The organism is Achromobacter sp. (genome assembly GCF_057314935.1).
The window spans coordinates 75,924-99,824 of the sequence record NZ_DBHKZA010000006.1 but is presented as its reverse complement, the minus strand read 5'-3'; the positions used below and the strand labels follow the sequence as shown (position 1 = coordinate 99,824).

The following is a 23,901-nucleotide window of genomic DNA, read 5'->3' as shown; positions in this document are numbered from 1 at the left end:
GTGGCCGGCTCAGTCCGCGCCTCCCTTGGCGCGAGGGGGGGTGCTGATGGTCACGGCGGACGTGACGATCAGCTCCATCAGGATATTGCGGGCCAGGTTCTCGGCGTAGTCGTTGCGGGCTTCCGCGGTGGCGATAGCGCGTTCCACAGATCCCTCCACGATGGCATTGACTTGCTGGATGTGAAGTTCGCAGATCTGCACCAGATCTGGGTGACGCTTCTGATGGAAATACAGGAAGCGGCGCGCCAGCGTCTGCAGCATGGCGTGGAACTCGGCCGCGTAGCTGTTGCGCGAGGCGGCCCCGATCTGGCTGGTCAGCGCGAAATGCAGGCGCATGTACACCCGCATGTCGTTGACCGCCTTCAAGTCTTCCAGCTCGCGCGCCAGGCGCGCCAATTCAGCGCGTTCCGAGTCGTCGGCCCATTGCGCCGCCTGGGCGACGATAAGCCGTTCTATCTCGCGCCGTGCCTGGATGATCTTCAGCTGTCCCTGATAGTCGATCTCCGAGATGAAGATGCCCTGTCGCGGGGCGATTTCCACCAGCCGCTGAAATGCCAGCTTCTGCAGGGCGTCGCGCACTGGCGAGCGGCCGATGCCCACACGCTCGCTAAGCGTCGTTTCCGACCATTGGCTGCCAGGAGGCAATTCGCCCGTGACGATCATTTCCTCCAGCGCGCTATAGGCCTTTTCAGTCTGGCTGACTGCCGTGCGGACAAAGAGGGGGGTAGACAGGTTCATGGGGTCGGAAGCGCGCGTTGTTGAAGTTCGCGTTTTAACACTTTGCCGGTGCTGTTTTTCGGCAATTCGTTCAGAAAGACATAGCGCTTAGGGCGTTTGAAGCGCGCGATGGAGGCAAGGCACAGCTGATCCAGATCCCGTTCCAGGACTTGGGCGCCTGGTTTGATCACCACGAACGCCAACACCGATTCCCCCCATTCCGGGTCGGGAGCGCCTATTACCGAGACTTCCTGCACGGCTTCGTGGCGCATCAGCGCTTCTTCCACCTCGCGTGGATAGATATTGGTGCCGCCGCTGATGATGACGTCCTTGGAGCGGTCTTTCAGATGCAGCAGTCCGCGCGCGTCCATGAGGCCGATATCGCCGGTATGCAGCCAGCCGTCGATCAGGGTGTCGGCGGTGGCTTGCGGATTGTTCCAGTACCCCAGCATGACGGTGGGGCCGCGCACGGCCACCTCGCCCAGTTCGTCCGGTCCGACGGCCTGGCCGCGGACGTCGCGCAGCTCGACCTCCATCGACGTCTGGATGTAGCCCACCGATCCCAATAACGTGTCGTCGTTCGTGTTCACGGCGTCAGCGATCTGCGAGGCGGACAGCGCGGATATCGACATGGGGCTTTCCCCTTGGCCATAGATCTGCGCGACACGCGCGCCGTAGCAGGCGACCGCGTCCTTGATGTCCTCGGTATAGAACGGCGCGCCGCCGACGATCAGCGTGCGCAGGCCAGGCGGCGGCCCGCCGGCCTGCCGGGCATGGCGCACCATGCGCTGCACGATGGTCGGCGAGGCGAACAGGCTGACGTTGCGGTAGTGCGTTAGCAACCCATGCAGTTCGGCTTCGTCCAGGCCGCCGCTGTCCGGCACGATCTGCAGGGCGCCATGCAGCCAGTACGGGATACTGTAAAGACCGCCGCCGTGCGACAAGGGCGCCACATGCACCATGGCGTCGCCAGGCTGGACAGCCTGCACGTCGGCATAGAAATTCAGGCACATGCCAACCAGGTTGGCGTGGCTGAGCATGACGCCTTTAGGCTTGCCCGTCGTGCCGCTGGTGTAAAACAGCCAGGCGAGTTCCTGCGGGGAACGCCGTTCCAAGGGAAGGGCGGGGCCGCGTGCAGCCACCGCGTAGTCGTCGGACTCCACGTCCACCACGCGCATCGCATGCAGGCTGCAGGCGACCGGCGTCAATGCGGCGTGGATGTCCCCTTGCGACAGGCATAGGCGGGCGTCGCAATCGCGCAGTATGTATTCCAGTTCGGTGGCGTGCAGTTTGGCGTTGACGGGTACGGCACACAAGCCGGCATGCCAGACGGCGAGCATCGATTCGATGTAGCTGGGGTGATTGCGCAGCGCCAGCATGACCCGTTGGCCGGCCTGCAGGCCCATGGGGCCGCGCAACCAGCCGGCCAGCGCTTGCACCCGGGCTTGGAGTTCGGCATACGTAAGGGGAGGGCGCAGGCCCGCGGCCAGCGCGGGCTGGTCGGCATACGTGGTGGCGCTGCGCTGAAAAAGAGAGCTGAGATGCATGGTTGTCTAAAGGTTGAACAGGCCGCAATCAGTGGCCAAGCAGCGTGATGCAGGTGACTGCCTCTTCCACGCCGTTGAAGCCGCCGCCGTTTTCCGCAATGGCGAAACGCGCGCCGTCGACCTGGCGCGCGCCGGCTTGCCCGCGCAGCTGGATCACCATTTCGTGGACCTGGGCCAAGCCGGTGGCGCCGATGGGGTGGCCGCGCGACAGCAGGCCGCCCGACACGTTGATGGGAATGCGGCCGCCCAGGCTGGTAGCGCCCGATTCCGCCATGGGCCCGCCTTCGCCGAATGCGCAGAATCCCAGGGCTTCGGTTTGTTGAATTTCGGCGAATGCAGTGGCGTCGTGGACCTCGGCCAGCGACATGTCCTGCGGGCCGACGCCGGCGCGTTCGTAAGCCTCGAGCGCGGCAAGGTGGCACAGATGGCGGTCGTACCTGTCTGCGGGGCGGTCTGTCGCGGTGCGTAGAACGCTGGCGTACAAGCGTACCGCCCGTGCCTCCCGAAGCCGCTTCAAACCCTGCGCGTTGCAGACGATGGCGGCGGCCGCGCCGTCGCTGATGGGAGCGCACATCGGAAGCGTCAGCGGCCAGGACACGGGACGGGCGGCCAGCGCTTCCTCGATGGTCAGCGGATACTGGAACTGGGCGAGCGAATTACGCGTGGAGTGCATGTGGTTTTTGGCGGCGACGGCGGCAAGCTGTCGCTGCGTGGTGCCGAAGGTCTTCATGTGCAGGCGCGCCAGGCTGGCGTAGATGTCCATGAAGACGCTGCGCTTGCCGGGCTCTTCGAAGCCGGGCGGCGGCGTGATGTCAGGCGCAAGGGCCATCAGGCGTGCCATCTGCGCCGGGGCGTCATGCACGTCCCAGGCACCGTCGAAGACGGCGAAGCTCTTGGCTTTGTCTTCGGCGTAGAGTTTGTCCACGCCGACGGCCAGGCAGATGTCGCCCGCGCCGGACGCCACGTACAGGTGCGCGGCGTTCAGCGCGGTACTGGAGCTGGCGCAGGCGTTCTCGACATTGGTGACCGGAATGCCGACGACACCCATCGCCTTCAGCGCCACTTGGCCCGCGACCATGTATTGGCCTTCGATGGATCCCTGGCCGGCCGTGGCGAAGTAGGCCGCTTGAAGGTCGGCGGCGTTGCAGCCGGCGTCGGCCAACGCTTGCGTGACGGCGTCTCGGACCAGGTCCTTGACGCTTTTTTCAGGTTGCTTGTCGAAGCGCGTAATGCCTACGCCCGCGATAAAGGTCTTGCCGTCGCTCATGCTCGGACCCCGGTTGTGAGGATGGATTCAATGATGTCCCGGTCGGCTCGGACGTCCGCCGCCGATCCGCTCCAGGCGATTTCGCCGTGGTCCAGCACGTACTGGCGGTGGGCCAGCCGGGCGGGGACTTTCAGGTTCTGTTCGACCAGGACGATGCCCGTGCCCTGGCGGTGGACCTCTGTGAATACGTCTATCAGGTCAGTGACGATACGGGGCGCCAGGCCTTCGGTGGGTTCGTCGAGCAGCAGGATGCGGGGGTTGCCCAGCAGCGCGCGCGCGATCGACAGCATCTGCTGTTCGCCGCCAGACAATTGGTCGCCGTCAAAGCCGATGCGCTCGCCCAGGCGCGGGAACACCTGCAGCACGCGCGCCTCGGTCCAATAGCCGGGCCGGTGCGCCAGCGCGCCCATGCGCAGGTTCTCGCGCACAGTCAAGTTGGGAAAGATGCGGCGGGTATCGGGCACCAATGCGATGCCGTCGCGGCTGATCTGCTCGACCGCGCGACGCGTAGCGTCCTGGCCGCCGTTGCGTCGGCTTCCCGACGACAGCGGCAGCAGTCCGATCAACGCCTTGAGCAGTGTGGACTTGCCGGCGCCGTTGCGTCCGACGATGGCCACGATCTCGTCCTGCGCCGCGCGCAGCGAGATGTCTTTCAGCGCCAGTGCCTGGCCGTAATGCACCTCGGCATGCAGCAGTTCGATCATGCCGCCACCTCTTCGCCCAGGTAGACCGCCCGCACGGTGGTGTCTTCCCGGATGGCGTCTGGCGGTCCTTCAGCCACTTTCCGGCCGTTTGACAGCACGACGATATGCTCGGACAACGTCATGATCACGTCCATATTGTGTTCGATGAGCAGCACGGTGCGGCCGGCAGCGGCATGGCCGATCAGGCGGGTGGCGGCGGCGATCTCGTGATGGCCTACGCCGGCCAGCGGTTCGTCAAGCAGCAGGATGCGGGGATCGGGCAGCAGGGTCAGGCCCAGTTCCAACGCGCGCTGCAGGCCGTATGACAAGGTGCCGGCGACGGTGTCGCGCCAGGGCGCCAGATCCGTCAGTTCGAGCATCGCGTCGATGGTGGGAGCCAAGCGGCGGTCATAGCGCGGCGCCAGCCAGAATGGCAGCAAGCGCGAATGGCTGATCTGCGCGGCGATGCGCAAGTTCTCCAATACCGTCATTTCAGGAAAGATCTTGGTGATCTGGAAGCTGCGTCCGATACCGTGACGGGCGCGTTCGTAGGCGCGCAGGCGCGAGATGTCCGTTTCATGGCACAGGATGCGCCCACCGTGGCCGGGAAGATGCCCGGCCAGCACGTTGAGCAACGTCGTCTTGCCCGCGCCATTGGGACCGATCAGGCCATAGACCCGGCCTGTTTCGAAGGCGTAGCTGAAATCCTCGATGGCGCGCAGCGCGCCGAACGTGACGCTGACGTTGTCGCATTGCAGGGCGATGCGGTTCATGAGGGACTCCCTTCGCCAGGCGCCAGGGAGGCATCGGAGGCAGTCTTGGCGGCGGGGTGGGGCGTCGGGGCCGCGCGGCGGGCCAGGCGCAGGCGGGCTTGCAGGGCGCCCAGGACGCCTTGCGGAAAGTAAAGTGTGGCCAAGATGAAAATCAGCCCCAGGATGCCGTACCAATATGGCGTCCAGCCGCTCAGCCATTCCTTCAGGACTTCGAACAGCAGCACACCGGCTACCGGTCCCCACAGCGTGCCGGCGCCGCCCAGCAACGTCATGATGATGACGTCGCCCGAGGTGGTCCAGTGCAGCATTTGCGGATTCATGTACATCAGGACGGCTGCCAGCAACCCGCCCGCCAGCCCGCCCACCGCGCCGGAAACGAGGAAGGTGACCTGCTTGAGGCGCTGGACGTTGTAGCCCAGTTGGCTGGCCCGGATCTCATTCTGGCGCACGCCCGCGACGGCTCGCCCGAAGGGCGAGGCGCGCAGCATCGCCATGAAGGCCATCACCAGGGCAAAGACCGCCGCGACATACCAGTAGAAGTTCACGGTGTCGAAGAAGTCGATGCCGGCGAGTTCCGGCCGGCCGATGCCGGGCAGGCCGTCCGCGCCGCCAGTCCATTCGCGCAGTTTGCTGTCGGCCAGGATGTACATCAGCTGCGATAGCGCCAGCGTGACCAGCGCGAAGAAGATGCCGGACACCCGCAGCGCGAACACGCTGAAGAGCCAGGCGCAGGCGGCGCCACCCAGGATGGCAAGCACGAGCCCGGCTTCGAACGGCAAACCGTAACGTTGAGTCGCCAGGGCCAGCGCATAGCCGCCTGCGCCCAGGAAGGCGGCGTGGCCGAAGGACACCATCCCCAGCAGGCCGAATACCAGATCGAAGCCCACGGCGAATATCGACCACACCATGATCAGGATGGTCAGGTTCAGCAGGAAGTCGTTCTGTGTGAGAAACGGCACCGCCACCACTGCGGCGGCAACGCCGACGGCAATGGCGGCATCTTGGCGGAAAGTCGTCATGCCAACCTCGCTTGGCGAGAAAACAGCCCTTGCGGACGGGTGAGCAGCGTGGCGATCAGCATGGCGAAAGTCAGGATATCGACCCAACTGGGCATGAAGGTGTATCCCACCGCGCGGACCATGCCAATCAGCAGGGAAGCGGCGACCACGCCGCGGATATTGCCGAGCCCGCCCAGGATGACCACAATGAAGCAGTCGATGATGGTATTGGTCGCCATGCCCAGTTCGATCGGAAACAGCGGGGCGGAGATGGCGCCTGCCAGGCCGGCCAGCGCGGCGCCCACGCCGAACACCGCACTGCGGATGGTGGCGGCGGGCAGCCCCAGGATGCGTACCATTTCGCCGTCGCTGCTGGCGGCACGCACCAACATGCCGAAGGTGCTCTTTTCAAGCACGAAGAAGAGCGCCACCGAGACCAGCAGGCCGAAAGCGATGACAAAAAGCCGGTAGACGGGGATGGTGCTGCCCGCCAGGTCTACGGTACCCGCTAGCAATGCCGGCATCGGCGTTTCCTGGTAGCCCAGGCCCCAGATGAACTTCACGGCTTCGCTGATGACGAGGATGAAGCCGAATGTGAGGATCAGCTGATAGAAGTGGGGGCGGCTGTAAAGCGGCCGCAAGGCCAGACGCTCCATCGCCACGCCCACCAAGCCCACGCCGACGGTCGCCACAACCAGGCCGGCGATGAACGAGCCGGTGCGCAGTTGGATGTCGAAGGCAAGGTAGGCGCCCAGCATGTACAGCGCGCCGTGGGCGAAGTTGATGACCCCCAGCATGCCGAAGATAAGCGTAAGGCCGGATGCCAGAAGGAACAGCAGCATTCCCAGGCTCAAGCCGATGATCACGGTGGACATGGCAATGATCCGTCAGCCCGCGCAGGGCTCGAATACCTGGTCCGGCGGAAAGACGCCGACGATATCCATGACGTAGGCCGGCTGGGGAGCCTTGCCAGCGGTCACGACGCCCCACAGTCCGTTCTGCATCGCTTGGTGGTCGCAGGCGCGCATGGTCTTCGTGCCTTCCACGGAGTTGTCGCGCACGCTGCCGGCGAACGCCTCCACCCACTTTTCCTTGTCCCAGCTGCCGGTCTTCTCCACCACGTCCAGCCACCAGCTCATGCCGTCATAGGCTTCGCCCGCTGCGGCGGAAGGGTACTCGTTGTATTTCTTGCGAAACGCCTCGACGAAGACCTTATTCGCCGCGTTTTCCACGGTGAAGTGATAGCGCACGCCGGATTGCACGCCGATTGAGGAGGGGCCCACGCCGGCCGCCATGGTTTCGTCGGCGATGACAGGGCCGAAGATCTTGCGCGTCTTGCCCAGGTCGATCTGCCCTGCCTGCTTGACCATGGTGACGGCATCCGAGCCCGTCATGAACAGCGCCACGCCATCCGCATTCGAGCGTGCGATCTTGTCGGCGATGGACGAATAGTCCCGGTTGCCCAGCGGGGGGAAGTCGGCCCCGACGATCTCGATGCCGGCCTTTTCGGCTTCGCGGCGGTACCAGTCCCAGCTGTCGCGGGTGGCCTGGTAGTCAGCCGTCACGCCATAAATGCGCTTGAGCTTTTGTTCCTTGGTGTAGGCCAGCGCCATGCGCTGTTCCATGCCCAACGTGTTGGAGGTGCGGAACGTGTAGCGCGAGCCGCCAGGCACCGTGATCTTGTCGTCTGCGGACATCGTGACCAAATGAGGGATCTTGCGCTGCTTGGCGATGTTCATGATGGCCAATGTGCTGGCTGAACTGACCGCGCCGAAGATCATCTGCGATCCGTCGGAAATCAGACGCGTGGTTTTCTGGACCGCGGGCTGAGGCTTGGTCTCGTCGTCCTCCCAGGAGACCTGAATCGGCTTGCCCAGCACCTTGCCGCCGCGCTGTTCGATGGCGATGGTCACGCCTTTGCGCATGTCTTCGCCAAAGATGCCGTAAGTGCCAGACAGCGACACCACGCCGCCAATTTTGAATGTATCGGGTTCGGCTGCGTGCGCGCCCGTCATGAACACGGCGCACAGCGCCAGCGCGCCATAGGCGGCGGGACTCCATGTCTTCATTTTTGTCTCCTTGTGTTTTTCGTTATTGCTCGTAATGTTTTACGTAGCTTGATTGATATACTACGTCTGCCTCCGTGATCTGAATAATTGGGGTAAACCCGCTGCGGCAGAACAAGAAAAACCGCCCCAAGGCCGGTGGGCGCTTGGGGCGGTGCGGGGGAGACGGGGTGCGGGCAAGCCGCTTTGCGTCTAGGGCTTTCTTGTGTCGGCAGGCCCTAGTCGCTTGCTAATTCCATGCTGCGCGTGACCTCTTCCTGCACGCGTTCCCAGATGGAACGCTTCAGTTCCACGAAGCGCGGCGACAACTGCACGTCGGCGCTGCGCGGATGGGGCAGGTCGTTGTGGATGTCCTGCACGATGCGGCCGGGCTTGGATCCCATCACCGCCATGCGGGTGGACAGCGTCAGGGCTTCGTCGATGGAGTGCGTGATGAAGACGATCGTCTTGCCGCTTTGCTCATAGATCGACAACAACTGGTCCTGCAGCACCTGGCGCGTCATGGCGTCCAGCGCGGCGAACGGTTCGTCGAACAGCATCACGTCCGGGTCGTTGGCCAGCACCCGCGCAATCGACACCCGCTGCTTCATCCCGCCCGACAGCGCGTGCGGATACTTGTCCGCCGCCGCCTTCAGTCCCACCATCTCGATGTACTTGCGGGCAATCGGCGCGCGTTCCTGTTTGGACATGCCGCGCATCTTCAGGCCGAACTCCACGTTCTCCTGCACGGTGCGCCACGGAAACAGCGCATATTGCTGGAACACCATGCCGCAGGCGGCGGTCACGTCGGTGACGGCGCGGCCGTTGATGGTGACGGTGCCGGTGTTGGGCGTGATGAAGCCCGCCATCAGGTTCAGCAGGGTGGACTTGCCGCAACCGGATGCGCCCAGCAGCACCAGGAATTCGCCGCGCTTGACCTCCAGGTCAACGCGGTCCAGCACGGGCACGTCGCCATAGGACTTGGAGATGCCCTTGAGCTGGATCATCGTGTCGTTCATCGTTGCCATGCCAGCACCCATCGCTCAAGAAGCCGCAAACACAGATCGGTCACCAGCACGGTGAAGCTGATCAGCACCATGCCCAGCACCACGGTGTCGGTCTGGAAGAATTCCTTGCCGTTCATGATCATGAACCCCAGGCCTTCCTTGGACGCCACCAATTCAGCCGAAATCACACAGGTCCAGGACAGGCCCAGGATGATCTTCATGCCCGACAGGATCTGCGGCAGGCAACCGGGGAACAACACTTCGCGCATGACCTGCCAGCGGTTGGCGCCCAGGTTGCGCGCCGCCCGCACCAGCACCGGGTCGATGCTGCGCGACGCTTCCATCACGTAAAGCAGCGCCGGCACGAACGACCCCATGAACACGATGCTGTACTTCTGCGTTTCGGTGATGCCGAACCACAGCAGCGACAGCGGGATCCAGCTCATGGACGGCAAGGGGCGCAGGAACGAGATGATGGGGTCGAACACGGCGCGCGCCACCTTCGACGTGCCCAGCAGGATGCCCAGCGGAATGGCCACGATGACCGCCGCCAGGAAGCCGACCATCACGCGGCGGGTGGAGGCCAGCACGTTGTAGAACAGCGTGCCCTGGTCGGACATGGACCAGGCCCGCGCCAGGACCTGGGACGGCGCGGGCAGGAAGATGGGATCGACTGCGCCGGCGCGGCACAGGCCTTCCCACAGCAACAGGAAGCTCAGAAGCGAAAACACGCTGACCCCGATCAGCCGTGTTTCCCTTGAAGACGAACGTGAGGACATAGGCGAAGCGTCCCGTGCTTACCGGGTCGCGGCCGGGAGGTACGAAGCCTGGACCCAGTCTTTGACTTGGGGGGCCTTGTCGATCTGCTTGAGCGACACCAGCATCTCGGCCAGTTGCTGCATGCCGGTGACGAAGTTGCCCGGTTCCACCATCAGCCCCTTCTGATCGGCGGCGGAGTACCACTGCGTCTGCTTGATGACGGCCAGTTGCTCGTCCTTGGACAGGCCGGTCAGTTCCAGCAGCACGCCTGCCGCCTCGTCGGGTTGCCGGGTCAGCATCGCATTGGCCTCGAAGACGGCGTGCAGGAATTGCTTCACCGCTTCCGGGTTCTCGCGCCCCAGCTTGGCATGCGTCAGCAGCACGTCCGGCCCCGGCGTGATGGCGTACTGCTTGTAGAGCGAGAATGCGGTGTCGTCCAACAGCACGTGCGTGCCCGGCACCGCCTTGATGCGGTCGAAGGCCGGCGTCCAGGCCACCGCGGCGTCGATCTGCTTGCCCTGATAGGCCGACAGCAGGTTGGTGGCCGGCAGATTGATGATGGAGACGTCGCGGTCGGGGTCAAGACCCGCCTGGCGCAGCACGTCCAGCAGCAGCACGTGGGCGCTGGACGCGTAGGTCACGCCGATCTTCTTGCCTTTCAGGTCCGCCACCGACTTGACGTCGTCGCGCACCAGGACGCCTTCGGCGCGGCCGAAGTTGTTGGGCGTGGCGATCACCTGGAATTGGCGGGCCCCGGCAGCCATCAGGGCCAGCGACGACACGACGCCGGTGCCGGCCAGGTCGATGTTGCCGGCCATCACGGCGCTCATGCGGTCGGACGAGGTGGCGAAGCTCTGCCACTTGATGTCCAGGCCCTGCTTGGCGAACAGGCCCGTCTTCATGGCAATGTAGGCCGAATAGTGGCCCAGCCAGGCCGAACCGCCGTAGGTATACGAGGCGTTGGCGGCGCGGCCGACCATGGGAAAGCCCAGGGCGCTGGCGCCCGCCAAAGCTGCGGTGCGCACCAGCATGGCGCGGCGAGTCATGTTCATATTTTTCCCCTACTGGAATGTAGATTGACCGATAGATGTCATGTCGCCGGCACTCTGGGGTGCGGCAGGCCAGACTGTCACCCGGCCACCGCCTCGCGGCGTGAATATAAGGAGCGGCGATGGTCAAAATTCGTCGTGCTTAAGCAATCCGGTTAGGCAGACGCCGTTTCATCAGCCGCTTTTATTAAGTATTCGCGCTGCTTATATTGCGGCGGCCGGGATAGGGCAGGTTCACACTCGCGGCACTTGTCCTTGGAGCCTTGTCCGTGAAAAGTTTTGACGTGATCGTGATTGGTGCCGGCGTGATCGGCAGTTCGGTAGCCTTCCACCTGGCCGAACTGGGCGCAAAGAGCGTGCTGGTGCTGGACCGGGCCACGATCGGCGCCGGCACGACCTCGCAGTCGTCCGGCATCCTGCGCACCCACTATTCGGTGCGCGAGAACGTGGAGCTGGCCCAGCGGTCGTGGAGCGTGTTCAACCATTTCGCCAGCTATGTGGGCGATGACGAAGCTTCTTGCGGTCTGGTCAAGTGCGGCTACCTGATCAGCGCGGCCGACAACGATAAGCTGGATCCGTTGCGCAGCGCGCTGGAACAACAGCGCGCGCAAGGGATTGCGCTGGAACTGCTGAACGCCGCCCAGGCGCGCGAGCTGCTGCCCATCGCCTCGTTCGACGATGCCGCGCTGATCGGCTTTGAGCCCGAAGCCGGGTTTGCCGACGCGTATCTGGTGGCCACCAGCTTTGCCCGCGGCGCGCGTCGGCGGGGCGTGACCATCCGCGAAAACGTCGACGTACGCAAATTGCTCATCGAGGACGGCCGCGTGATCGGCGTGTCCACCTCGGAAGGCGACTACGCCAGCCCGCTGGTGATCAGCACGCAAAACATCTGGACGTCGGAGTTGGCCGCGTGGACGGGCGTTGCGATGCCCGTGGTGCCCGAACGCCATGCGGTGCTGGCACTGGAATGCGACGCCGCGCCCTACACGTATTCGATGCCGGTCTACAAGGACCTGGCGTCCCCGGGCATGCTGTATTGCCGCAGCTATGGCGGCAACCAGATGCTGGTCAGCGAGGGCATCGTGGGCGAGGCCCTGCAAAAGAGCGATGCCGAACAGGGCGATATTCCGCTGGACTACGTGGCGGAGGTGGGCGAGCAGGTGGCCGCGCGCTTTCCCGCCTACGAGACCGCGGGGCTGGCCTCGTCCTGGACCGGCGTGTACGACGTGACGCCCGACTGGAATCCCGTGCTGGGCCGCGTGCCTGGCGTGCAGGGGCTGATCGTGGGCTTCGGTTTTTCGGGCCACGGGTTCAAGTTGTCGCCGACCGTGGGGCGTGTGCTGGCGCAGGAAGCACTGGGCCTGCCGACCGACGTGTCGCTCAAGCCCTATGACATCGGCCGCTTCGAAAGCGGCGCGTTGCTGACCGGGAAGTACGGCCTTGGCGCCGTCTCCTGATCGCATGCGCTGGGCACAGGCGGCCTGGCAGGCCTTGCCGCCCGAGCCGTGGAAAAACGGCGGGGGCGTCACGCGCACGCTGGCGGTGGACGGGCAGGCGGCGGTCCCGCGCTGGCGCGTCAGCATCGCGGACATCCAGCAGGATGGCCCGTATTCGCGCTTTCCGGGCTACGACCGCGTATCGGTCGTGCTGTCGGGCCAAGGCGTGGCGCTGCATGGAGAGGGCGCCGCGCTCGATCTGCTGCCCGGCGTGCCGACGGCGTTTGCCGGCGATCTTGCGCTGCATTCCCGTCTGCTGGGCGGTCCCGTGCGGGTGTTGAACCTGTTCGTGCTGCGCGGTGCGGCCCAGGCAACGGTGTCCTGTGCCGGCTCGGCACAGGCCGCGTTGGTCGTCGGCGCGCTTCCCGCCGTCCCCGCCTTGGTTCAGGCGTTCGGCATCAGCGTAGACGTGGGGGCCGGGCCGCTGGCGAAGGGCGGGGAAGAGGCCGTGTTGCTCGACTTGCGCGTGGCGGCGCTCCCTGCCGCCTGACCGTTCTTGTCTCCTCGTCCCGCAGGGGCGTGGCATTGATTGATTCCTTATTCCAGGAGTGTTCGCATGAAGGTATTAGCCGCGGTCAAGCGCGTGGTTGACTACAACGTCAACGTGCGCGTCAAGGCCGACCAGAGCGGCGTGGACATCGGCAACGTCAAGATGTCGATGAACCCGTTCGATGAAATCGCCGTCGAGGCGGCCGTGCGCTTGAAAGAGCGGGGGGCGGCGACCGAAGTGGTCGCCGTGTCTTGCGGCACGGCGCCGTCCCAGGAAACGCTGCGTACCGCACTGGCGATCGGTGCAGACCGGGGCGTGCTGGTGCAGACCGACGCCGTGCTGCAGCCGCTGGCCGTCGCCAAGCTGCTGCGCGCCGTGGTGCAGCAGGAGCAGCCCGCGCTGATGATCCTGGGCAAGCAGGCGATCGACGATGACGCTTGCCAGACCGGTCAGATGCTTGCGGCGCTGTTGGGCTGGCCGCAGGCCACCAACGCCAGCGCCATCGAGATCGATGGCGCGGTGGCGCGTGTCACGCGCGAGGTGGACGGAGGCCTGGAAGTGCTGGAACTGACGCTACCCGCCATCGTCACCGCCGACCTGCGGCTGAACGAGCCGCGCTATGTCACGCTGCCCAACATCATGAAGGCCAAGAAAAAGCCGGTGGATGTCCTTACGCCGGAGGCGTTGGGCGTGGATCCGGGGTCGCGCCTGGAGACCTTGCGCGTGGAAGAGCCCGCCGCGCGCGCGCCCGGCGTCAAGGTGGCGGATGTGGGCGCGTTGATCGACAAACTGAAGAACGAAGCGAAGGTGATCTGATGACGGTCCTGGTTATTGCCGAACACGACAACCGCGCGCTGGCCGGCACCACGCGTAACGCCATCGCCGCAGCCGGCAAGCTGGGCGTGCCGGTCCATGTGCTGGTGGCAGGCGCGGGCGCGCAAGCCGTGGCCGACGTCGCCGCGCATGTCGCGGGCGTCCAGAAAGTGCTGCTGGCCGATGCGCCGCATCTGGGCGATGGCCTGGCCGAGAACCTGGCCGCGCAGGCGGTGGAGGTCGCGGGCGGCTATACGCATCTGTGCCTGGCCGCCACCACGCAAGGCAAGAGCGTGGCGCCGCGTGTGGCCGCCTTGCTGGATGTGGCGCAGGTGTCCGACGTGATCGAGGTGGTGTCGGCCGACACGTTCAAGCGCCCCATCTACGCGGGCAACGCGATCGCCACGGTCAAGAGCGGGTACCCCGTCGTCGTGGCGACGATCCGGCCGACCGCGTTCGACGCCGCGCCGGCGGAGGGCGGCAGCGCACAAGTCGAAACGGTGGCGGCCGTGGCCGATGCCGGCCGGGCGCGTTTCGTCCGCCGCGAGCTGGCAGTGTCGGAACGCCCGGAACTGGGCGGCGCGCGGGTGGTGGTGTCGGGCGGCCGCGGCCTGGGCAGCGCCGAAAACTTCAAGTTGCTGGACCCCTTGGCGCAGAAGCTGGGCGCAGCCCTGGGGGCGTCCCGCGCCGCGGTGGACGCGGGCTATGCGCCCAATGATTGGCAGGTGGGGCAGACCGGCAAGATCGTGGCGCCAGCACTGTACGTGGCGGTCGGGATCTCGGGGGCCATCCAGCATCTGGCCGGCATGAAGGACTCCAAGACCATCGTCGCCATCAACAAGGACGGCGACGCGCCGATCTTCGGCGTGGCGGATTATGGTCTGGTCGGCGATCTGTTCGAGGCGGTCCCCGCCTTCACCGCAGGGCTGTGATGCCGCCAGGGTGCCGCGTCAACGCCGCGTCATTGCGGCATTGGCGCGCCCATCAACGCCGCATGCTGCGCCATAGCGTGGCAGGCGGCAGCCCCAGGGCCGGGGCAATGTCTTTCTGGATCAGGCGTTCCACCGCCATCAGGATCACGTCCCGCGCCTCGGTGGGCAGCTTGCCCACTTCCTGTTGCCGCGCCGCCAGATACAGCGTGCGCGACAGGCTGGCGTCGTCGCTGCGCGCCGCGCCCAGGTAGGGCGCCAGCGGCAGCACGCGCAGCTGGTCCACGAAATGGCGCGACTGCCAGATGCACAGCGGCGTGCTGATCGCAAAGCCGATTCCCGCGGTGACCAGGCTGAGCAAGGGATCGGTGTTGTCGAATTCAAAGGTGCGCTCGATCATCACGTCGTGCGATTCGATCAGGCGATCGATCTCAGCGCCGATGAAGGAACGCGCGCTGTAGCGGATGAACTGCATGCGCTTGCCCAATTCCTTGAGCGTGGCGATCTTGTCCATGTCCATCGTGCGCGGCACGATCAGCACATAGGGTTCGCTGAACAGGCTGATCTTCTTGATGGTGGGCTTGCCGGCCAAGGCGCTGGTGGTGACCACCAGGTCCAGTTGCCGGTCTTCCAATTGCTTGTCCAGCACGGGCGTGATGCCCGACCACAGCCGGATCTGGCGCGACGCGCCGGACAGGCCGTGGATCAACGTGGGGCCCAAAGTGCCCGCGAAGGAATCCACGCAGCCGAAGCGGACAATGTTGCGCTTGGCCCGGCTCAGATTGCGGACGCTTTCCGTCATGTCGCCCGCCTGGGCGAGCAGGCGCGCGGCATGGTCGAACAACAGTTCGCCTGCGGGCGTGGGCCGCGCCGGCCGCGTGCTGCGGTCCAGCAGTTCGGTCGACATGGCGCCTTCCAGCTGCTTGATCCGTTGCGACACGGCTGCTTGCGACAGGCCCAGCAGGCGCGCCGCGCCGGAAACGGACGCGGCTTCCACCACCGCCACCCAGGTCAGCAGCAGGCTCCATTCCGGATAGTTTTCCGTCGTGGTGAAGGAAAATCGGTTCATTGCCTGGCGTGTCCTGGACGGCGCTGCGTGGAGGTCAGAGCTGGCGTGCCGTGGTCTGCCGCAGGGCGGCTTGCACCATGCCTTCGACCACCGGGATGACCTTGTCGGCCAAGTCGGCCCGCCAGCCGTAGGGATGCGTTTCGTCCATGTAGGTGGACTGGCACATTTCCAGCTGGATGGCGTGGATATTGTCGGCCGGCGCGCCATAGTGGCGCGTGATGTAGCCGCCCTTGAAGCGGCCGTTGATGGCCCAGGTGTAGTCGCGGCAGCCGTCCAGCTGTTCCTTGACCGCCGCCAGGATGTCCGGTGCGCAGGCCGCGCCGTCTGAGGTCCCGATGTTCAGGTCGGGCAGCTTGCCCTCGAACAGGCGCGGCAGCACGCTGGCAATGGAATGCGCTTCCCACAGCAGCACGGTGCCGTGCTCGGCCTTGATGCGGTCCAGTTCTTCGCGCAGCTTGGCGTGATAGGGCTGCCAATAGGTCTGCAGGCGGTGCGCGCGTTCGGCGTCCGTCAGCACGGCATCGTTCTGGTACAGCGCGTCGCCGCGGAACGTCTGGGTCGGGCACAGGCCGGTCTTGGTCTGGCCGGGGTACAGGCTTTCGTCATTGGGCGGGCGGTTCAGGTCCACCACATAGCGCGAATAGCGCGCGCCGATCACCGACGCGCCCAGTGCTTGGGCGAATTGGTACAGCGTGTCCAGGTGCCAGTCGGTATCGCCGGACTCCAGGCCCAGCGGCGTCATCTGCGCGCGCTGCGTGTCAGGGATCTGGCTGCCCAAATGGGGAATGGAGATCAGCAGCGGGGCGGTGCCGCGGCTGAAATGATAGATGTCGCTCAAGGGAAAACTCCGGGTAACAAAGACGGTGCGCTGCGGGACCTGTCGCAGGCGATGGCCGCTTGTATGCTAGGCAGCGCGGCCCATTGCGCTAATTGCATCAGTTTAATGGATATTGATAATCAGGCACGGTGATGCAAAGGCGATGGGCGCATCGGCTGCGCGTAGGGCGCCCACGGCGGGTCCGTGTTCCAGACACCGGCGATCTCATCGATGAGCAAGCGCACCTTGGGCGACAGGTGCCGCCGGTGCGGATACACCGCGCACACCGGGGCGCCCGCCGGGGCCACGGTTTCCAGCACCGGCGTCAGGCGGCCCGCGCGCAAGTCATCGGCCACCAGGAACGCGCCTAGTTGCACGATCCCATCGCCTGCCACCGCCGCGTCGCGCAAGGCCTCGGTATGGCCTAGCCGCAGGCGGCCGGCGACGGGCACGTGGCGTTCCTGGCCCTGGACGGCAAATCGCCATGGCACCAACTGCCCCGCATGCGTGTACGCCAGCGTCTGATGCTGGCTCAAGGCGTCGGGCGTAGCCGGCATGCCGTGGCGCCTCAGGTACTCCGGCGCGGCGCACGTGATCAACCGGTGAGGCGCCAGCACCCGTCTTACCAGCCGGCTGTCCACTTCGCCGCCGATGCGGATCGCCATATCGATGCCGTCGCGCGCCAGATCCGCGTAGTCGTCGGAAAAGCTGACGTCCGCTTCCACGTCGGGCCAGCGCCGCAGGTAAGCCCGCAACATCGGCATCAGATGCAGCCTGCCCAGCGACACCGGCAGGTCGATGCGCAAGCGGCCGCGGGGCGCCTGCTTGCGGCTGGCCATGGCATCGGTCGCGCTGTCGACTTCGGACAGGATGCGTTGCGCATGTTCGTAAAAGATCCGGCCATCGTCGCTCAGGCTGACGCTGCGTGTGCTTCGGTGCAGCAGCCGGACGCCCAGGCTTTGCTCAAGCCGCGCGATGCATTTGCCGATGGCCGAACGCGACAGCCCGAGCTTTTCCGCAGCTGCCGTGAAGCTCTGCGTATCGGCCACACGCACGAACGCCAGCAGATCTCCGATGTGATCCAGACGGTGGGGAAGGGCGGGTTTATTGTCCACGAATTGTCCCTTGTGTTTCGCTTGATGCCAACTTTATCAGCGAATTGGAAACAGTAGACTGCGTAGGGGTCGGCCTGGCAACGGGCCTTTTCCGGATAACGCCGTCCCATGTCCCGCACCACGTCTTCCCCTGCTCAACCCTTTCCTCTACCGCCCGTCCGGACTTCTCGCCGGGCCTGGCTGGCCGTTCTTGCCGTGGGCATGGCCACGTTCAGCGTCGTCACCACCGAAATGCTGCCGGTGGGCCTGCTGGTGCCCATCACCCGCGACCTGGCGGTGTCGGTGGGTGAGGGCGGTCTGATGCTTTTCGTGCCCGCGATCCTGGCGGCGCTGTTTGCGCCGCTGGTCGTTGTCGGCGCGAAAGGCGCCGACCGCCGCTGGCTGCTTTGCGGCCTGCTGGCAGCGCTGACCGCCGCCAATCTGGCCAGCGCGCTGGCGCCGTCCATGCCCTGGTTCCTGGGGGCGCGGATACTGGTGGGATTCTGCATCGGCGGCATCTGGGCCATTGGCGGCGGCCTGGCGGGCAGGCTCGTCCCGCCCCACGCGGTGGGGACGGCCACCGCCATCATCTTCGGCGGCGTGGCCGTGGCGTCGGTGCTGGGCGTACCGCTGGGCGCCTTCGTCGGCGGCCTGGCGGGTTGGCGCGCCGCGTTCGGCGCGATGGCGGCTTGTTGCGCGGCCGTGCTGCTGCTGATCGCGCTGGCTCTGCCGCCGTTGCCCCCGCCGCGCAGCCTGTCCGCACGCCAGCTGACCGCGCAACTGGCGAATCCGGCGGTGCGCGTGGGCTTGTTGGTCACCTTGTTCCTGGTGGCCGGGCATTTCATGGCCTACACCTTCGTCCGGCCGCTGCTGCAATCGCACGCGGGCTTTGGCCAGTCGTGGATCGGTCCGCTGTTGTTCGCCTATGGCGCGGCCGGGGTGGCCGGTAATTTCGTAGCGGGGACGGCCGCCGCGCGTCAGCCGGGCCGAACCTTGCTGACGATCGCGCTCGCTTTGCTGTTGACGCTGGCATTGCTGGCCGGATTCGGGCATCTGCGGATTGCCGGCGGCGTCTTGCTGGTGGCATGGGGGCTGGCGTATGGCGGCGTGTCGGTATCGCTGCAAGCCTGGATGATCCGGGCGGCCCCGGACGCCGTCGAAGCGGCGACGGCGCTGTTCGTGGCGATGTTCAACCTGGGCATCGCTGCGGGATCGTTGCTGGGCGTTCCGAGCGTGGACGCGCTGGGCTTGCGGGCGAACCTGTGGCTGGCGGCGGCGTGCATGCTGTTGCCTGCCGGCGCGCTATGGTGGTGGCGGCGGCAGCCCGAGCGGGCGCGGGAAACCGGTACGGCATTTCGGTAGAATTCCCGCATCATCAAGGAGCGCATCGAAGTGATCCTCTAAAGCCGACAAGAATCAGACTGCCACGCCCAGCCTTTCGCGCTGCGGGCCGCGGTCGCGTCCGTGGCCGGCTCCGCGTAGCCGGCCGCCATTCTCATGTGTGCCTGGCGCCTTCTGGGGCGTCATGCCAGTCGCTTTACAGGATCGTTCATGACAGCCTCTTCTTCCTTCGATTTCCTTGCCCACAACCAGGCCGCCTGGGACCAGCTTGCCGCGCAAGACTGCGAGTGGTCGCGCCCCGTCACGGCCGAAACCATTGCCGCCGCGCGCGCGGGCCAGTGGTCGGTGCGTCTCACGCCGGGGCCGCTGCCGCAAGGGTGGCTGGATCAACCCCAAGGCCTGCGCATTCTGTGCCTGGCCTCGGCCGGCGGCCAGCAAGCGCCGGTGCTTGCCGCCGCGGGCGCGCACGTGACCGTGTTCGACGCGTCGGAAAAGCAATTGGACCAGGACCGCCGCGTCGCCGCGCGCGACGGGCTTGCGCTGGACGCGGTGCAGGGCGACATGCGGGACTTGTCCGCGTTCGACGATGCGTCATTCGACGTGGTGTTCCACCCGATCTCGAACCTGTACGTGCCGGACGTGCGCCCCGTGTGGCGCGAGTGCCACCGCGTCTTGCGGCGCGGCGGACGCCTCTTGTCCAGCTTCTACAACCCGATCGTGTTCGTGGGGGACCGCGATCCGGCCTACGCGAAGCAAGGCGTGATCCGGCCGGCATATGCCTTGCCCTATGCCGACACCCGCGACCTGGATAGCGCGGCGCTGGATGCCAAATTGGCGCGCGGCGAGGCGGTCGTGTTCGGGCACAGCCTGGCCGATCAGATCGGCGGGCAGTTGGCCGCAGGATTCCTGCTTGCCGGCTTTCACGAAGACCACCAGCCCAATCCCCGCTTCCTGATCGACCGCTACGTGCCGACGTTTCTGGCCACGTACGCCGTCAAGCCCGGTTAGCAGCCGAGACGCGCGCTGCTCAGCCCGCGATCCTGCGTTTGCTGCTGTCGCGCACGACCAGACGGGGCGCCAGCCGCAGGCTGTCGGGCTGGCCGCCCGCCAGTTTCTGCAGCAGCAGTTCCAGGCCCAGCCGGCCCATCTGGTGCATGGGCGAATGGATCGTGGTCAGGCCGATGGGCAGGGCTCCCGCAAGCGGCGTGTCGTTGTAGCCGACGATGGCGACGTCGCGGCCGGCTTCCAGGCCCTGGTCGCGGGCGGCGCCCATGACGCCCACGGCCAGAAAGTCGTTGACGGCGAAGATGGCGGTGGGGCGGTCTGCGGGCGACAGCAATCTGGCGCCGATATCGCGGCCCGCGTCCGTGTCGAACGGGCTCTCGATGCGCCAGTGCGCCGGCACCTCCACGCCGTGCTGCGCACAGTAGCCGAAGAAGCCCTCGGAGCGGTCGCGGCCCGTGCTGGCAAACGGTTCGCCCACCATCACGGCGATGCGGCGGTGGCCCATGTCCAGCAGGTGCTGGGCGGCCAGCCGGCCGCCTTCCAGGTCGTCGCACGTGACCGCGCAATGGTGGTCGGCATGGCGGCTGACCAGCACGAACGGCACGTCGCGCCGCGCCAGTTCGGCCAATAGCGGGTTGGGTGGCGCGTTCGCGGGCGCGCTGTGCGCGTCGCCCAGGATCAGGCCGTCCACGCGGCGCGCCAGCGCCATGTCGATCAGTTTGCGCTGCTTGTCCGGTTCGTCTTGCGTGTTGGACACGAAGGTCAGGTAGCCGTGTTCGGCCGCGGCCTCGTCGATGCCCTCGTAAATGGTGGCCAGCACCATGTCCGACAAGCGCGGCACCAGCACGCCGATCGTGCGGCTGCGCCGCGTCTTCAGGCTGGCCGCGTGGGGATTGGTTTGGTAGTGCAGCTCGGCGGCTAGCGCCCGGATGCGTTTCACCGTGTCCGGCGCCGCGGCGCCGCGCGCATCGTCTTCGGATCCGTTCAGGACCCGGGACACGGTGGAAACGTTCAAACCGAGCTGCCGCGCCAGGCTTTGCAGCGTGACAGGGCGCGATCTATTCATGGGGCAGGAGGATACACGCGGAAATAGCGCAGCAGGGCATATCCCGGCAACCTAGGGTTTTCACTGAATCGATTTTTGCGTTTGGACCCCTTAGCATTGCGCAACCCAAACGTTTGGGTGAAACGACTGGATCGAATCGCAATGACAACTGAAAGCCAGAATTCCCGGTTCCGGTACCGGATCTTCACCATGGTCGTGCTGCTGGCGCTGATCAACTACATCGACCGCGGCGCCATGTCCTACGCCGCCGCGCACATCACCGGCGAATACGGGTTGGACCGCGGCGCCTGGGGCTCGGTGCTGGGCTACTTCGGCTACGGCTACATGGTCGGCGCCCTGTTCGGCGGCATGCTGGCCGACCGTTACGGTCCGCGCAAAGTCTGGATCGTGGCCGGCGTGGCCTGGTCCGTGTTCGAAATCGCCACCGCCTGGGCGGGGGATTTCGGCCTGGCGTTCCTGGGCGGGTCGGCGCTGGCCGGCTTCGCCACCATCCGCATTCTGTTCGGCGCGGCCGAAGGGCCGGCGTATTCCATCATCAACAAGACCATCGCCAACTGGGCGACGACGCGCGAACGCGGCTTCGTGGTCGGGTTCGGCCTGCTCAGCACCCCGCTGGGCGCCTTGTTGACGGCACCCGTGGCCGTGGGCCTGCTGACGCTGACGGACAGCTGGCGCGCCATGTTCTTCATCCTGGGCGGCGCGGGGCTGCTGGTGCTGGTGTTCTTCATGCGCATCTTCACCGACCGTCCCGAAACCAACCCCCGCGTGTCCCCGCAGGAACTGGCTGAAATCCAGTCGTCGCGCGCCCAATCGGCCACCGGCGCCCAAGGCGCCGATGCGCCCGTGCTGCCGTGGTGGAGCTTTTTCCGCAGCAAGACCCTGGTGCTGAACACGCTGGGCTATTTCGCGTTCATGTACGTGAACTTCCTGCTGTTGACCTGGACGCCCAAGTATCTGCAGGACAACTTCGGCTACAGCCTGTCGTCCCTTTGGTACATGGGCATGATCCCCTGGACCGGCGCCTGCATCACCGTACTGCTGGGCGGCCGCATTTCGGACCTGCTCTTCAAGCGCACGGGCAGCTTGAGGATCGCCCGCAGCTGGTTCGCCGCCGCCTGCCTGCTGGCCACCACCCTGTGCTTCCTGCTGGTCTCGCAGGCGCAATCCGTGTTTGCCGTCATTGCGCTGATGACGTTGGCCAATGCGCTGAACGCCTTGCCCAACTCGGTGTACTGGGCGGTCGTGATCGACACCGCGCCGTCCAACCGCGTCGGCACCTTCAGCGGCCTGATGCACTTCTTCGCCAACATCGCCTCCATCCTGGCGCCGACCCTGACGGGCTACCTGACGGCGCGCCACGGCTATTCGGTGATGTTCATCGCCGCATCGGTGGCGACAGCCGTCGGCATGGTCGCTATGCTTCAGGTGCGCCCGGGCGTGGGCCCGCGCATGCCCGCCCGTCCGGCCCAGCCTTCCGGAGCTTCCCAATGACCCGACCCAACCCGACTTCCCCGCAGCTTGCCGTCGAACCCGGATTCTTCCGGGGGCGCCGCATCGCCGACTTGCAGCAGGCCATGGCCAGCGGCAGCCTGACCGCCGAGGATCTGGTGCGCCACGCGGGCGCCGCCATTGAACGGCTGAACCCGCAGCTCAACGCGTTCGTCCATGTCGACATCGCCGCCGCGCTGGCCACCGCCCGCGAACGCGATGCCGAACGGGCAAGCGGCAAGGTGAGGGGGCCCTTGCACGGCATCCCCGTCGCCATCAAAGACAACGTCGACACGGCCGACATGCCCACGACGATGGGCGCCGCCCATTTCCTGGGCCACCGGCCGCAGGCGGACGCGCGTTGCGTGGCCTTGCTGCGCGAAGCCGGCGCCATCGTCGTCGGCAAGACGCTGACGCATGAGTTCGCTTACGGCCCCACGGGCGATCGCAGCGCGCAAGGCGCGGCGCGCAACCCGTGGCGCACCAGCCAGATGACGGGCGGCTCCAGCGCCGGCAGCGCGGCCGCGGTGGCCGCCGGCATGGTGCCGGTGGCGCTGGGCACGGATACCGGCGGTTCCGTGCGCGTCCCGTCCGCGCTGTGCGGCCTGGTGGGCTTCAAGCCCTCGCATGGCCGCGTCTCTGATGCGGGCGTGTTCCCGCTGGCGCCCACGCTGGAAGACCCGGGCGTGCTGGCCAACTGCGTGGAAGACGCGCAGGTCTTCATGCAGGCCTTGAGCGGCGGCGCGATCGCTCCCACGGTTGCCGCTACCGACGGTCTGCGGATGGGCTGGGTGGCCAACGTTCCCTTCGCCATCGACGATGCGGCCGTCACCGCGTGCGTGCGGGCGGCAGCGGAGCGCTTTGCCGGCGGCGCCGTGCAAGCGGCGCCCGAGGTCACGGCCCACGCGCGTGCTTTGCAAAGCGCGCTGGGTGCCATTCAGCGCGCGGAGGCCTATGAGGTCCACGCGGAGCGCGTCGAATCCGAACCCGGCAAGTTCGATCCGGAAGTGCTGGAACGCCTGCGGGCCTCGCGCCCGGTGCAGGGGTGGGAGTATGTGCGGGCCCTGAAGGAAAGGGCGCGCCTGCAAGCCGAATTCGCGCGGCTGTTCCAGCACGTGGATGTATTGGCGTTGCCCGCCGTCGCCATCACCGCGCCCGCCTTGCAGCAGCGCAGCGTGGCGGGCCCCGGCAGCGCCGGCGTGCGCGAGACCTTGCTGGGGTTGACCAACCCCTGGAACGTGCTGGGCCTGCCCGCCATCAGCCTGCCTGCAGGCTGGGTGAACGGCATGCCGGTGGGCTTGCAGCTGGTGGCGGCGGCGGGTGCCGACGCGTCCTTGCTGGCGCTGGCCGCCAGCCGCTGGCAAGCGCCGTAGTCCGGCAAACGCCGGCGCAAAGCCACGCCGGCCGGGCCGCCAGAGCGTTGCGCATGCTGCGCCGCGGCATGACGC

23 protein-coding genes are annotated in these 23,901 nt (G+C 66.3%); 8 read left to right on the top strand and 15 right to left on the bottom strand.

Features of this window, described 5'->3' with window-relative positions:
* Nucleotides 1–9: 9 nt before the first annotated feature.
* The 11 genes from ACO6D5_RS03890 to ACO6D5_RS03840 all read right to left on the bottom strand — a co-directional run bounded on the left by ACO6D5_RS03890 (nt 10) and on the right by ACO6D5_RS03840 (nt 10,848).
* Nucleotides 10–738 carry a GntR family transcriptional regulator gene (locus ACO6D5_RS03890; protein ID WP_485824643.1) on the bottom strand — a complete coding sequence of 243 codons (729 nt, stop codon included), beginning with the start codon at nt 736–738 and terminating at the stop codon, nt 10–12.
* On the bottom strand, nt 735–2,264 hold the full coding sequence (locus ACO6D5_RS03885; RefSeq protein ID WP_485824642.1) for an AMP-binding protein: 1,530 nt from the start codon (nt 2,262–2,264) through the stop codon (nt 735–737). Before ACO6D5_RS03885 ends, ACO6D5_RS03890 begins: the two co-directional genes overlap by 4 nt.
* Nucleotides 2,265–2,292: 28 nt before the next feature.
* The gene (locus tag ACO6D5_RS03880) at nt 2,293–3,531 is read right to left on the bottom strand and encodes a thiolase C-terminal domain-containing protein (RefSeq protein WP_315845433.1); all 1,239 of its coding nucleotides are present in this window, start codon (nt 3,529–3,531) and stop codon (nt 2,293–2,295) included.
* On the bottom strand, nt 3,528–4,235 hold the full coding sequence (locus tag ACO6D5_RS03875) for an ABC transporter ATP-binding protein (RefSeq protein ID WP_315845432.1): 708 nt from the start codon (nt 4,233–4,235) through the stop codon (nt 3,528–3,530). Before ACO6D5_RS03875 ends, ACO6D5_RS03880 begins: the two co-directional genes overlap by 4 nt.
* The gene (locus tag ACO6D5_RS03870; RefSeq protein ID WP_485824641.1) at nt 4,232–4,987 is read right to left on the bottom strand and encodes an ABC transporter ATP-binding protein; all 756 of its coding nucleotides are present in this window, start codon (nt 4,985–4,987) and stop codon (nt 4,232–4,234) included. Before ACO6D5_RS03870 ends, ACO6D5_RS03875 begins: the two co-directional genes overlap by 4 nt.
* Complete coding sequence (locus ACO6D5_RS03865) at nt 4,984–6,006, bottom strand: branched-chain amino acid ABC transporter permease (RefSeq protein WP_485824640.1); 1,023 nt, start codon at nt 6,004–6,006, stop codon at nt 4,984–4,986. Before ACO6D5_RS03865 ends, ACO6D5_RS03870 begins: the two co-directional genes overlap by 4 nt.
* Complete coding sequence (locus ACO6D5_RS03860; protein WP_485824639.1) at nt 6,003–6,860, bottom strand: branched-chain amino acid ABC transporter permease; 858 nt, start codon at nt 6,858–6,860, stop codon at nt 6,003–6,005. The genes ACO6D5_RS03865 and ACO6D5_RS03860 overlap by 4 nt, the downstream gene beginning before the upstream one ends.
* A 12-nt stretch (nt 6,861–6,872) precedes the next feature.
* Entirely contained in the window at nt 6,873–8,054 is a 1,182-nt protein-coding gene (locus ACO6D5_RS03855) for an ABC transporter substrate-binding protein (protein ID WP_485824638.1), read from the bottom strand.
* Nucleotides 8,055–8,269: 215 nt separating this feature from the next.
* Entirely contained in the window at nt 8,270–9,058 is a 789-nt protein-coding gene (locus tag ACO6D5_RS03850; protein WP_315845427.1) for an ATP-binding cassette domain-containing protein, read from the bottom strand.
* A complete protein-coding gene (locus ACO6D5_RS03845; RefSeq protein WP_315845426.1) occupies nt 9,046–9,816 on the bottom strand; it encodes an ABC transporter permease subunit in 771 nt (256 codons plus the stop codon). The genes ACO6D5_RS03850 and ACO6D5_RS03845 overlap by 13 nt, the downstream gene beginning before the upstream one ends.
* Before the next feature lie 18 nt (nt 9,817–9,834).
* Nucleotides 9,835–10,848, bottom strand: a complete 1,014-nt coding sequence (locus ACO6D5_RS03840) for an aliphatic sulfonate ABC transporter substrate-binding protein (protein WP_485824637.1) — start codon at nt 10,846–10,848, stop codon at nt 9,835–9,837.
* A 266-nt stretch (nt 10,849–11,114) separates the two neighbouring features.
* Here ACO6D5_RS03840 and ACO6D5_RS03835 point away from each other — a divergent pair, with 266 nt between their 5' ends.
* The 4 genes from ACO6D5_RS03835 (at nt 11,115) to ACO6D5_RS03820 (ending at nt 14,576) form a co-directional block, all read left to right on the top strand.
* Nucleotides 11,115–12,302, top strand: a complete 1,188-nt coding sequence (locus tag ACO6D5_RS03835; protein WP_485824636.1) for an NAD(P)/FAD-dependent oxidoreductase — start codon at nt 11,115–11,117, stop codon at nt 12,300–12,302.
* Between the two features lie 4 nt (nt 12,303–12,306).
* Nucleotides 12,307–12,831: a HutD/Ves family protein gene (locus ACO6D5_RS03830; protein WP_485824635.1), complete on the top strand. Its 525-nt coding sequence runs from the start codon at nt 12,307–12,309 to the stop codon at nt 12,829–12,831.
* Nucleotides 12,832–12,897: 66 nt separating this feature from the next.
* On the top strand, nt 12,898–13,647 hold the full coding sequence (locus tag ACO6D5_RS03825) for an electron transfer flavoprotein subunit beta/FixA family protein (protein ID WP_315845422.1): 750 nt from the start codon (nt 12,898–12,900) through the stop codon (nt 13,645–13,647).
* The gene (locus ACO6D5_RS03820) at nt 13,647–14,576 is read left to right on the top strand and encodes an electron transfer flavoprotein subunit alpha/FixB family protein (protein ID WP_485824634.1); all 930 of its coding nucleotides are present in this window, start codon (nt 13,647–13,649) and stop codon (nt 14,574–14,576) included. The genes ACO6D5_RS03825 and ACO6D5_RS03820 overlap by 1 nt, the downstream gene beginning before the upstream one ends.
* Before the next feature lie 52 nt (nt 14,577–14,628).
* On the opposite strand, the gene ACO6D5_RS03815 is transcribed toward ACO6D5_RS03820, so the two are convergent.
* From ACO6D5_RS03815 to ACO6D5_RS03805, 3 genes are all read right to left on the bottom strand, one after another.
* A complete protein-coding gene (locus tag ACO6D5_RS03815; RefSeq protein ID WP_006224107.1) occupies nt 14,629–15,642 on the bottom strand; it encodes a LysR family transcriptional regulator in 1,014 nt (337 codons plus the stop codon).
* Between the two features lie 34 nt (nt 15,643–15,676).
* Nucleotides 15,677–16,480, bottom strand: a complete 804-nt coding sequence (hutG, locus tag ACO6D5_RS03810) for an N-formylglutamate deformylase (RefSeq protein ID WP_485824633.1) — start codon at nt 16,478–16,480, stop codon at nt 15,677–15,679.
* A gap of 119 nt (nt 16,481–16,599) precedes the next feature.
* Entirely contained in the window at nt 16,600–17,574 is a 975-nt protein-coding gene (locus ACO6D5_RS03805; RefSeq protein WP_485824632.1) for a LysR family transcriptional regulator, read from the bottom strand.
* Between the two features lie 201 nt (nt 17,575–17,775).
* Between ACO6D5_RS03805 and ACO6D5_RS03800 the strand changes: the two genes are divergently transcribed.
* Together ACO6D5_RS03800 and ACO6D5_RS03795 are read left to right on the top strand one after the other, a co-directional pair.
* On the top strand, nt 17,776–18,915 hold the full coding sequence (locus tag ACO6D5_RS03800) for an MFS transporter (RefSeq protein WP_485824631.1): 1,140 nt from the start codon (nt 17,776–17,778) through the stop codon (nt 18,913–18,915).
* A gap of 189 nt (nt 18,916–19,104) precedes the next feature.
* The gene (locus ACO6D5_RS03795) at nt 19,105–19,902 is read left to right on the top strand and encodes a class I SAM-dependent methyltransferase (protein ID WP_485824630.1); all 798 of its coding nucleotides are present in this window, start codon (nt 19,105–19,107) and stop codon (nt 19,900–19,902) included.
* A gap of 19 nt (nt 19,903–19,921) precedes the next feature.
* Here the strand turns inward: ACO6D5_RS03795 and ACO6D5_RS03790 are convergent, their stop codons facing one another.
* Nucleotides 19,922–20,965, bottom strand: a complete 1,044-nt coding sequence (locus tag ACO6D5_RS03790) for a substrate-binding domain-containing protein (protein ID WP_315845417.1) — start codon at nt 20,963–20,965, stop codon at nt 19,922–19,924.
* A gap of 141 nt (nt 20,966–21,106) precedes the next feature.
* Here ACO6D5_RS03790 and ACO6D5_RS03785 point away from each other — a divergent pair, with 141 nt between their 5' ends.
* A complete protein-coding gene (locus ACO6D5_RS03785) occupies nt 21,107–22,456 on the top strand; it encodes an MFS transporter (RefSeq protein WP_485824629.1) in 1,350 nt (449 codons plus the stop codon).
* Entirely contained in the window at nt 22,453–23,826 is a 1,374-nt protein-coding gene (locus ACO6D5_RS03780) for an amidase (RefSeq protein WP_485824628.1), read from the top strand. Before ACO6D5_RS03785 ends, ACO6D5_RS03780 begins: the two co-directional genes overlap by 4 nt.
* Nucleotides 23,827–23,901: the final 75 nt, after the last annotated feature.

What these genes read in the sequence shown, in the direction of transcription:
- ACO6D5_RS03870 (WP_485824641.1), bottom strand. Translation starts at nt 4,987, where the DNA reads ATGAACCGCATCGCCCTGCAATGCGACAACGTCAGCGTCACGTTCGGC.
- ACO6D5_RS03850 (WP_315845427.1), bottom strand. Translation starts at nt 9,058, where the DNA reads ATGGCAACGATGAACGACACGATGATCCAGCTCAAGGGCATCTCCAAG.
- ACO6D5_RS03825 (WP_315845422.1), top strand. Translation starts at nt 12,898, where the DNA reads ATGAAGGTATTAGCCGCGGTCAAGCGCGTGGTTGACTACAACGTCAAC.
- ACO6D5_RS03820 (WP_485824634.1), top strand. Translation starts at nt 13,647, where the DNA reads ATGACGGTCCTGGTTATTGCCGAACACGACAACCGCGCGCTGGCCGGC.
- ACO6D5_RS03875 (WP_315845432.1), bottom strand. Translation starts at nt 4,235, where the DNA reads ATGATCGAACTGCTGCATGCCGAGGTGCATTACGGCCAGGCACTGGCG.
- ACO6D5_RS03785 (WP_485824629.1), top strand. Translation starts at nt 21,107, where the DNA reads ATGACAACTGAAAGCCAGAATTCCCGGTTCCGGTACCGGATCTTCACC.
- ACO6D5_RS03780 (WP_485824628.1), top strand. Translation starts at nt 22,453, where the DNA reads ATGACCCGACCCAACCCGACTTCCCCGCAGCTTGCCGTCGAACCCGGA.
- ACO6D5_RS03865 (WP_485824640.1), bottom strand. Translation starts at nt 6,006, where the DNA reads ATGACGACTTTCCGCCAAGATGCCGCCATTGCCGTCGGCGTTGCCGCC.
- ACO6D5_RS03840 (WP_485824637.1), bottom strand. Translation starts at nt 10,848, where the DNA reads ATGAACATGACTCGCCGCGCCATGCTGGTGCGCACCGCAGCTTTGGCG.
- ACO6D5_RS03790 (WP_315845417.1), bottom strand. Translation starts at nt 20,965, where the DNA reads ATGAATAGATCGCGCCCTGTCACGCTGCAAAGCCTGGCGCGGCAGCTC.
- ACO6D5_RS03880 (WP_315845433.1), bottom strand. Translation starts at nt 3,531, where the DNA reads ATGAGCGACGGCAAGACCTTTATCGCGGGCGTAGGCATTACGCGCTTC.
- ACO6D5_RS03885 (WP_485824642.1), bottom strand. Translation starts at nt 2,264, where the DNA reads ATGCATCTCAGCTCTCTTTTTCAGCGCAGCGCCACCACGTATGCCGAC.
- ACO6D5_RS03890 (WP_485824643.1), bottom strand. Translation starts at nt 738, where the DNA reads ATGAACCTGTCTACCCCCCTCTTTGTCCGCACGGCAGTCAGCCAGACT.
- ACO6D5_RS03815 (WP_006224107.1), bottom strand. Translation starts at nt 15,642, where the DNA reads ATGAACCGATTTTCCTTCACCACGACGGAAAACTATCCGGAATGGAGC.
- ACO6D5_RS03855 (WP_485824638.1), bottom strand. Translation starts at nt 8,054, where the DNA reads ATGAAGACATGGAGTCCCGCCGCCTATGGCGCGCTGGCGCTGTGCGCC.
- ACO6D5_RS03845 (WP_315845426.1), bottom strand. Translation starts at nt 9,816, where the DNA reads ATGTCCTCACGTTCGTCTTCAAGGGAAACACGGCTGATCGGGGTCAGC.
- ACO6D5_RS03830 (WP_485824635.1), top strand. Translation starts at nt 12,307, where the DNA reads ATGCGCTGGGCACAGGCGGCCTGGCAGGCCTTGCCGCCCGAGCCGTGG.
- ACO6D5_RS03860 (WP_485824639.1), bottom strand. Translation starts at nt 6,860, where the DNA reads ATGTCCACCGTGATCATCGGCTTGAGCCTGGGAATGCTGCTGTTCCTT.
- ACO6D5_RS03800 (WP_485824631.1), top strand. Translation starts at nt 17,776, where the DNA reads ATGGCCACGTTCAGCGTCGTCACCACCGAAATGCTGCCGGTGGGCCTG.
- ACO6D5_RS03795 (WP_485824630.1), top strand. Translation starts at nt 19,105, where the DNA reads ATGACAGCCTCTTCTTCCTTCGATTTCCTTGCCCACAACCAGGCCGCC.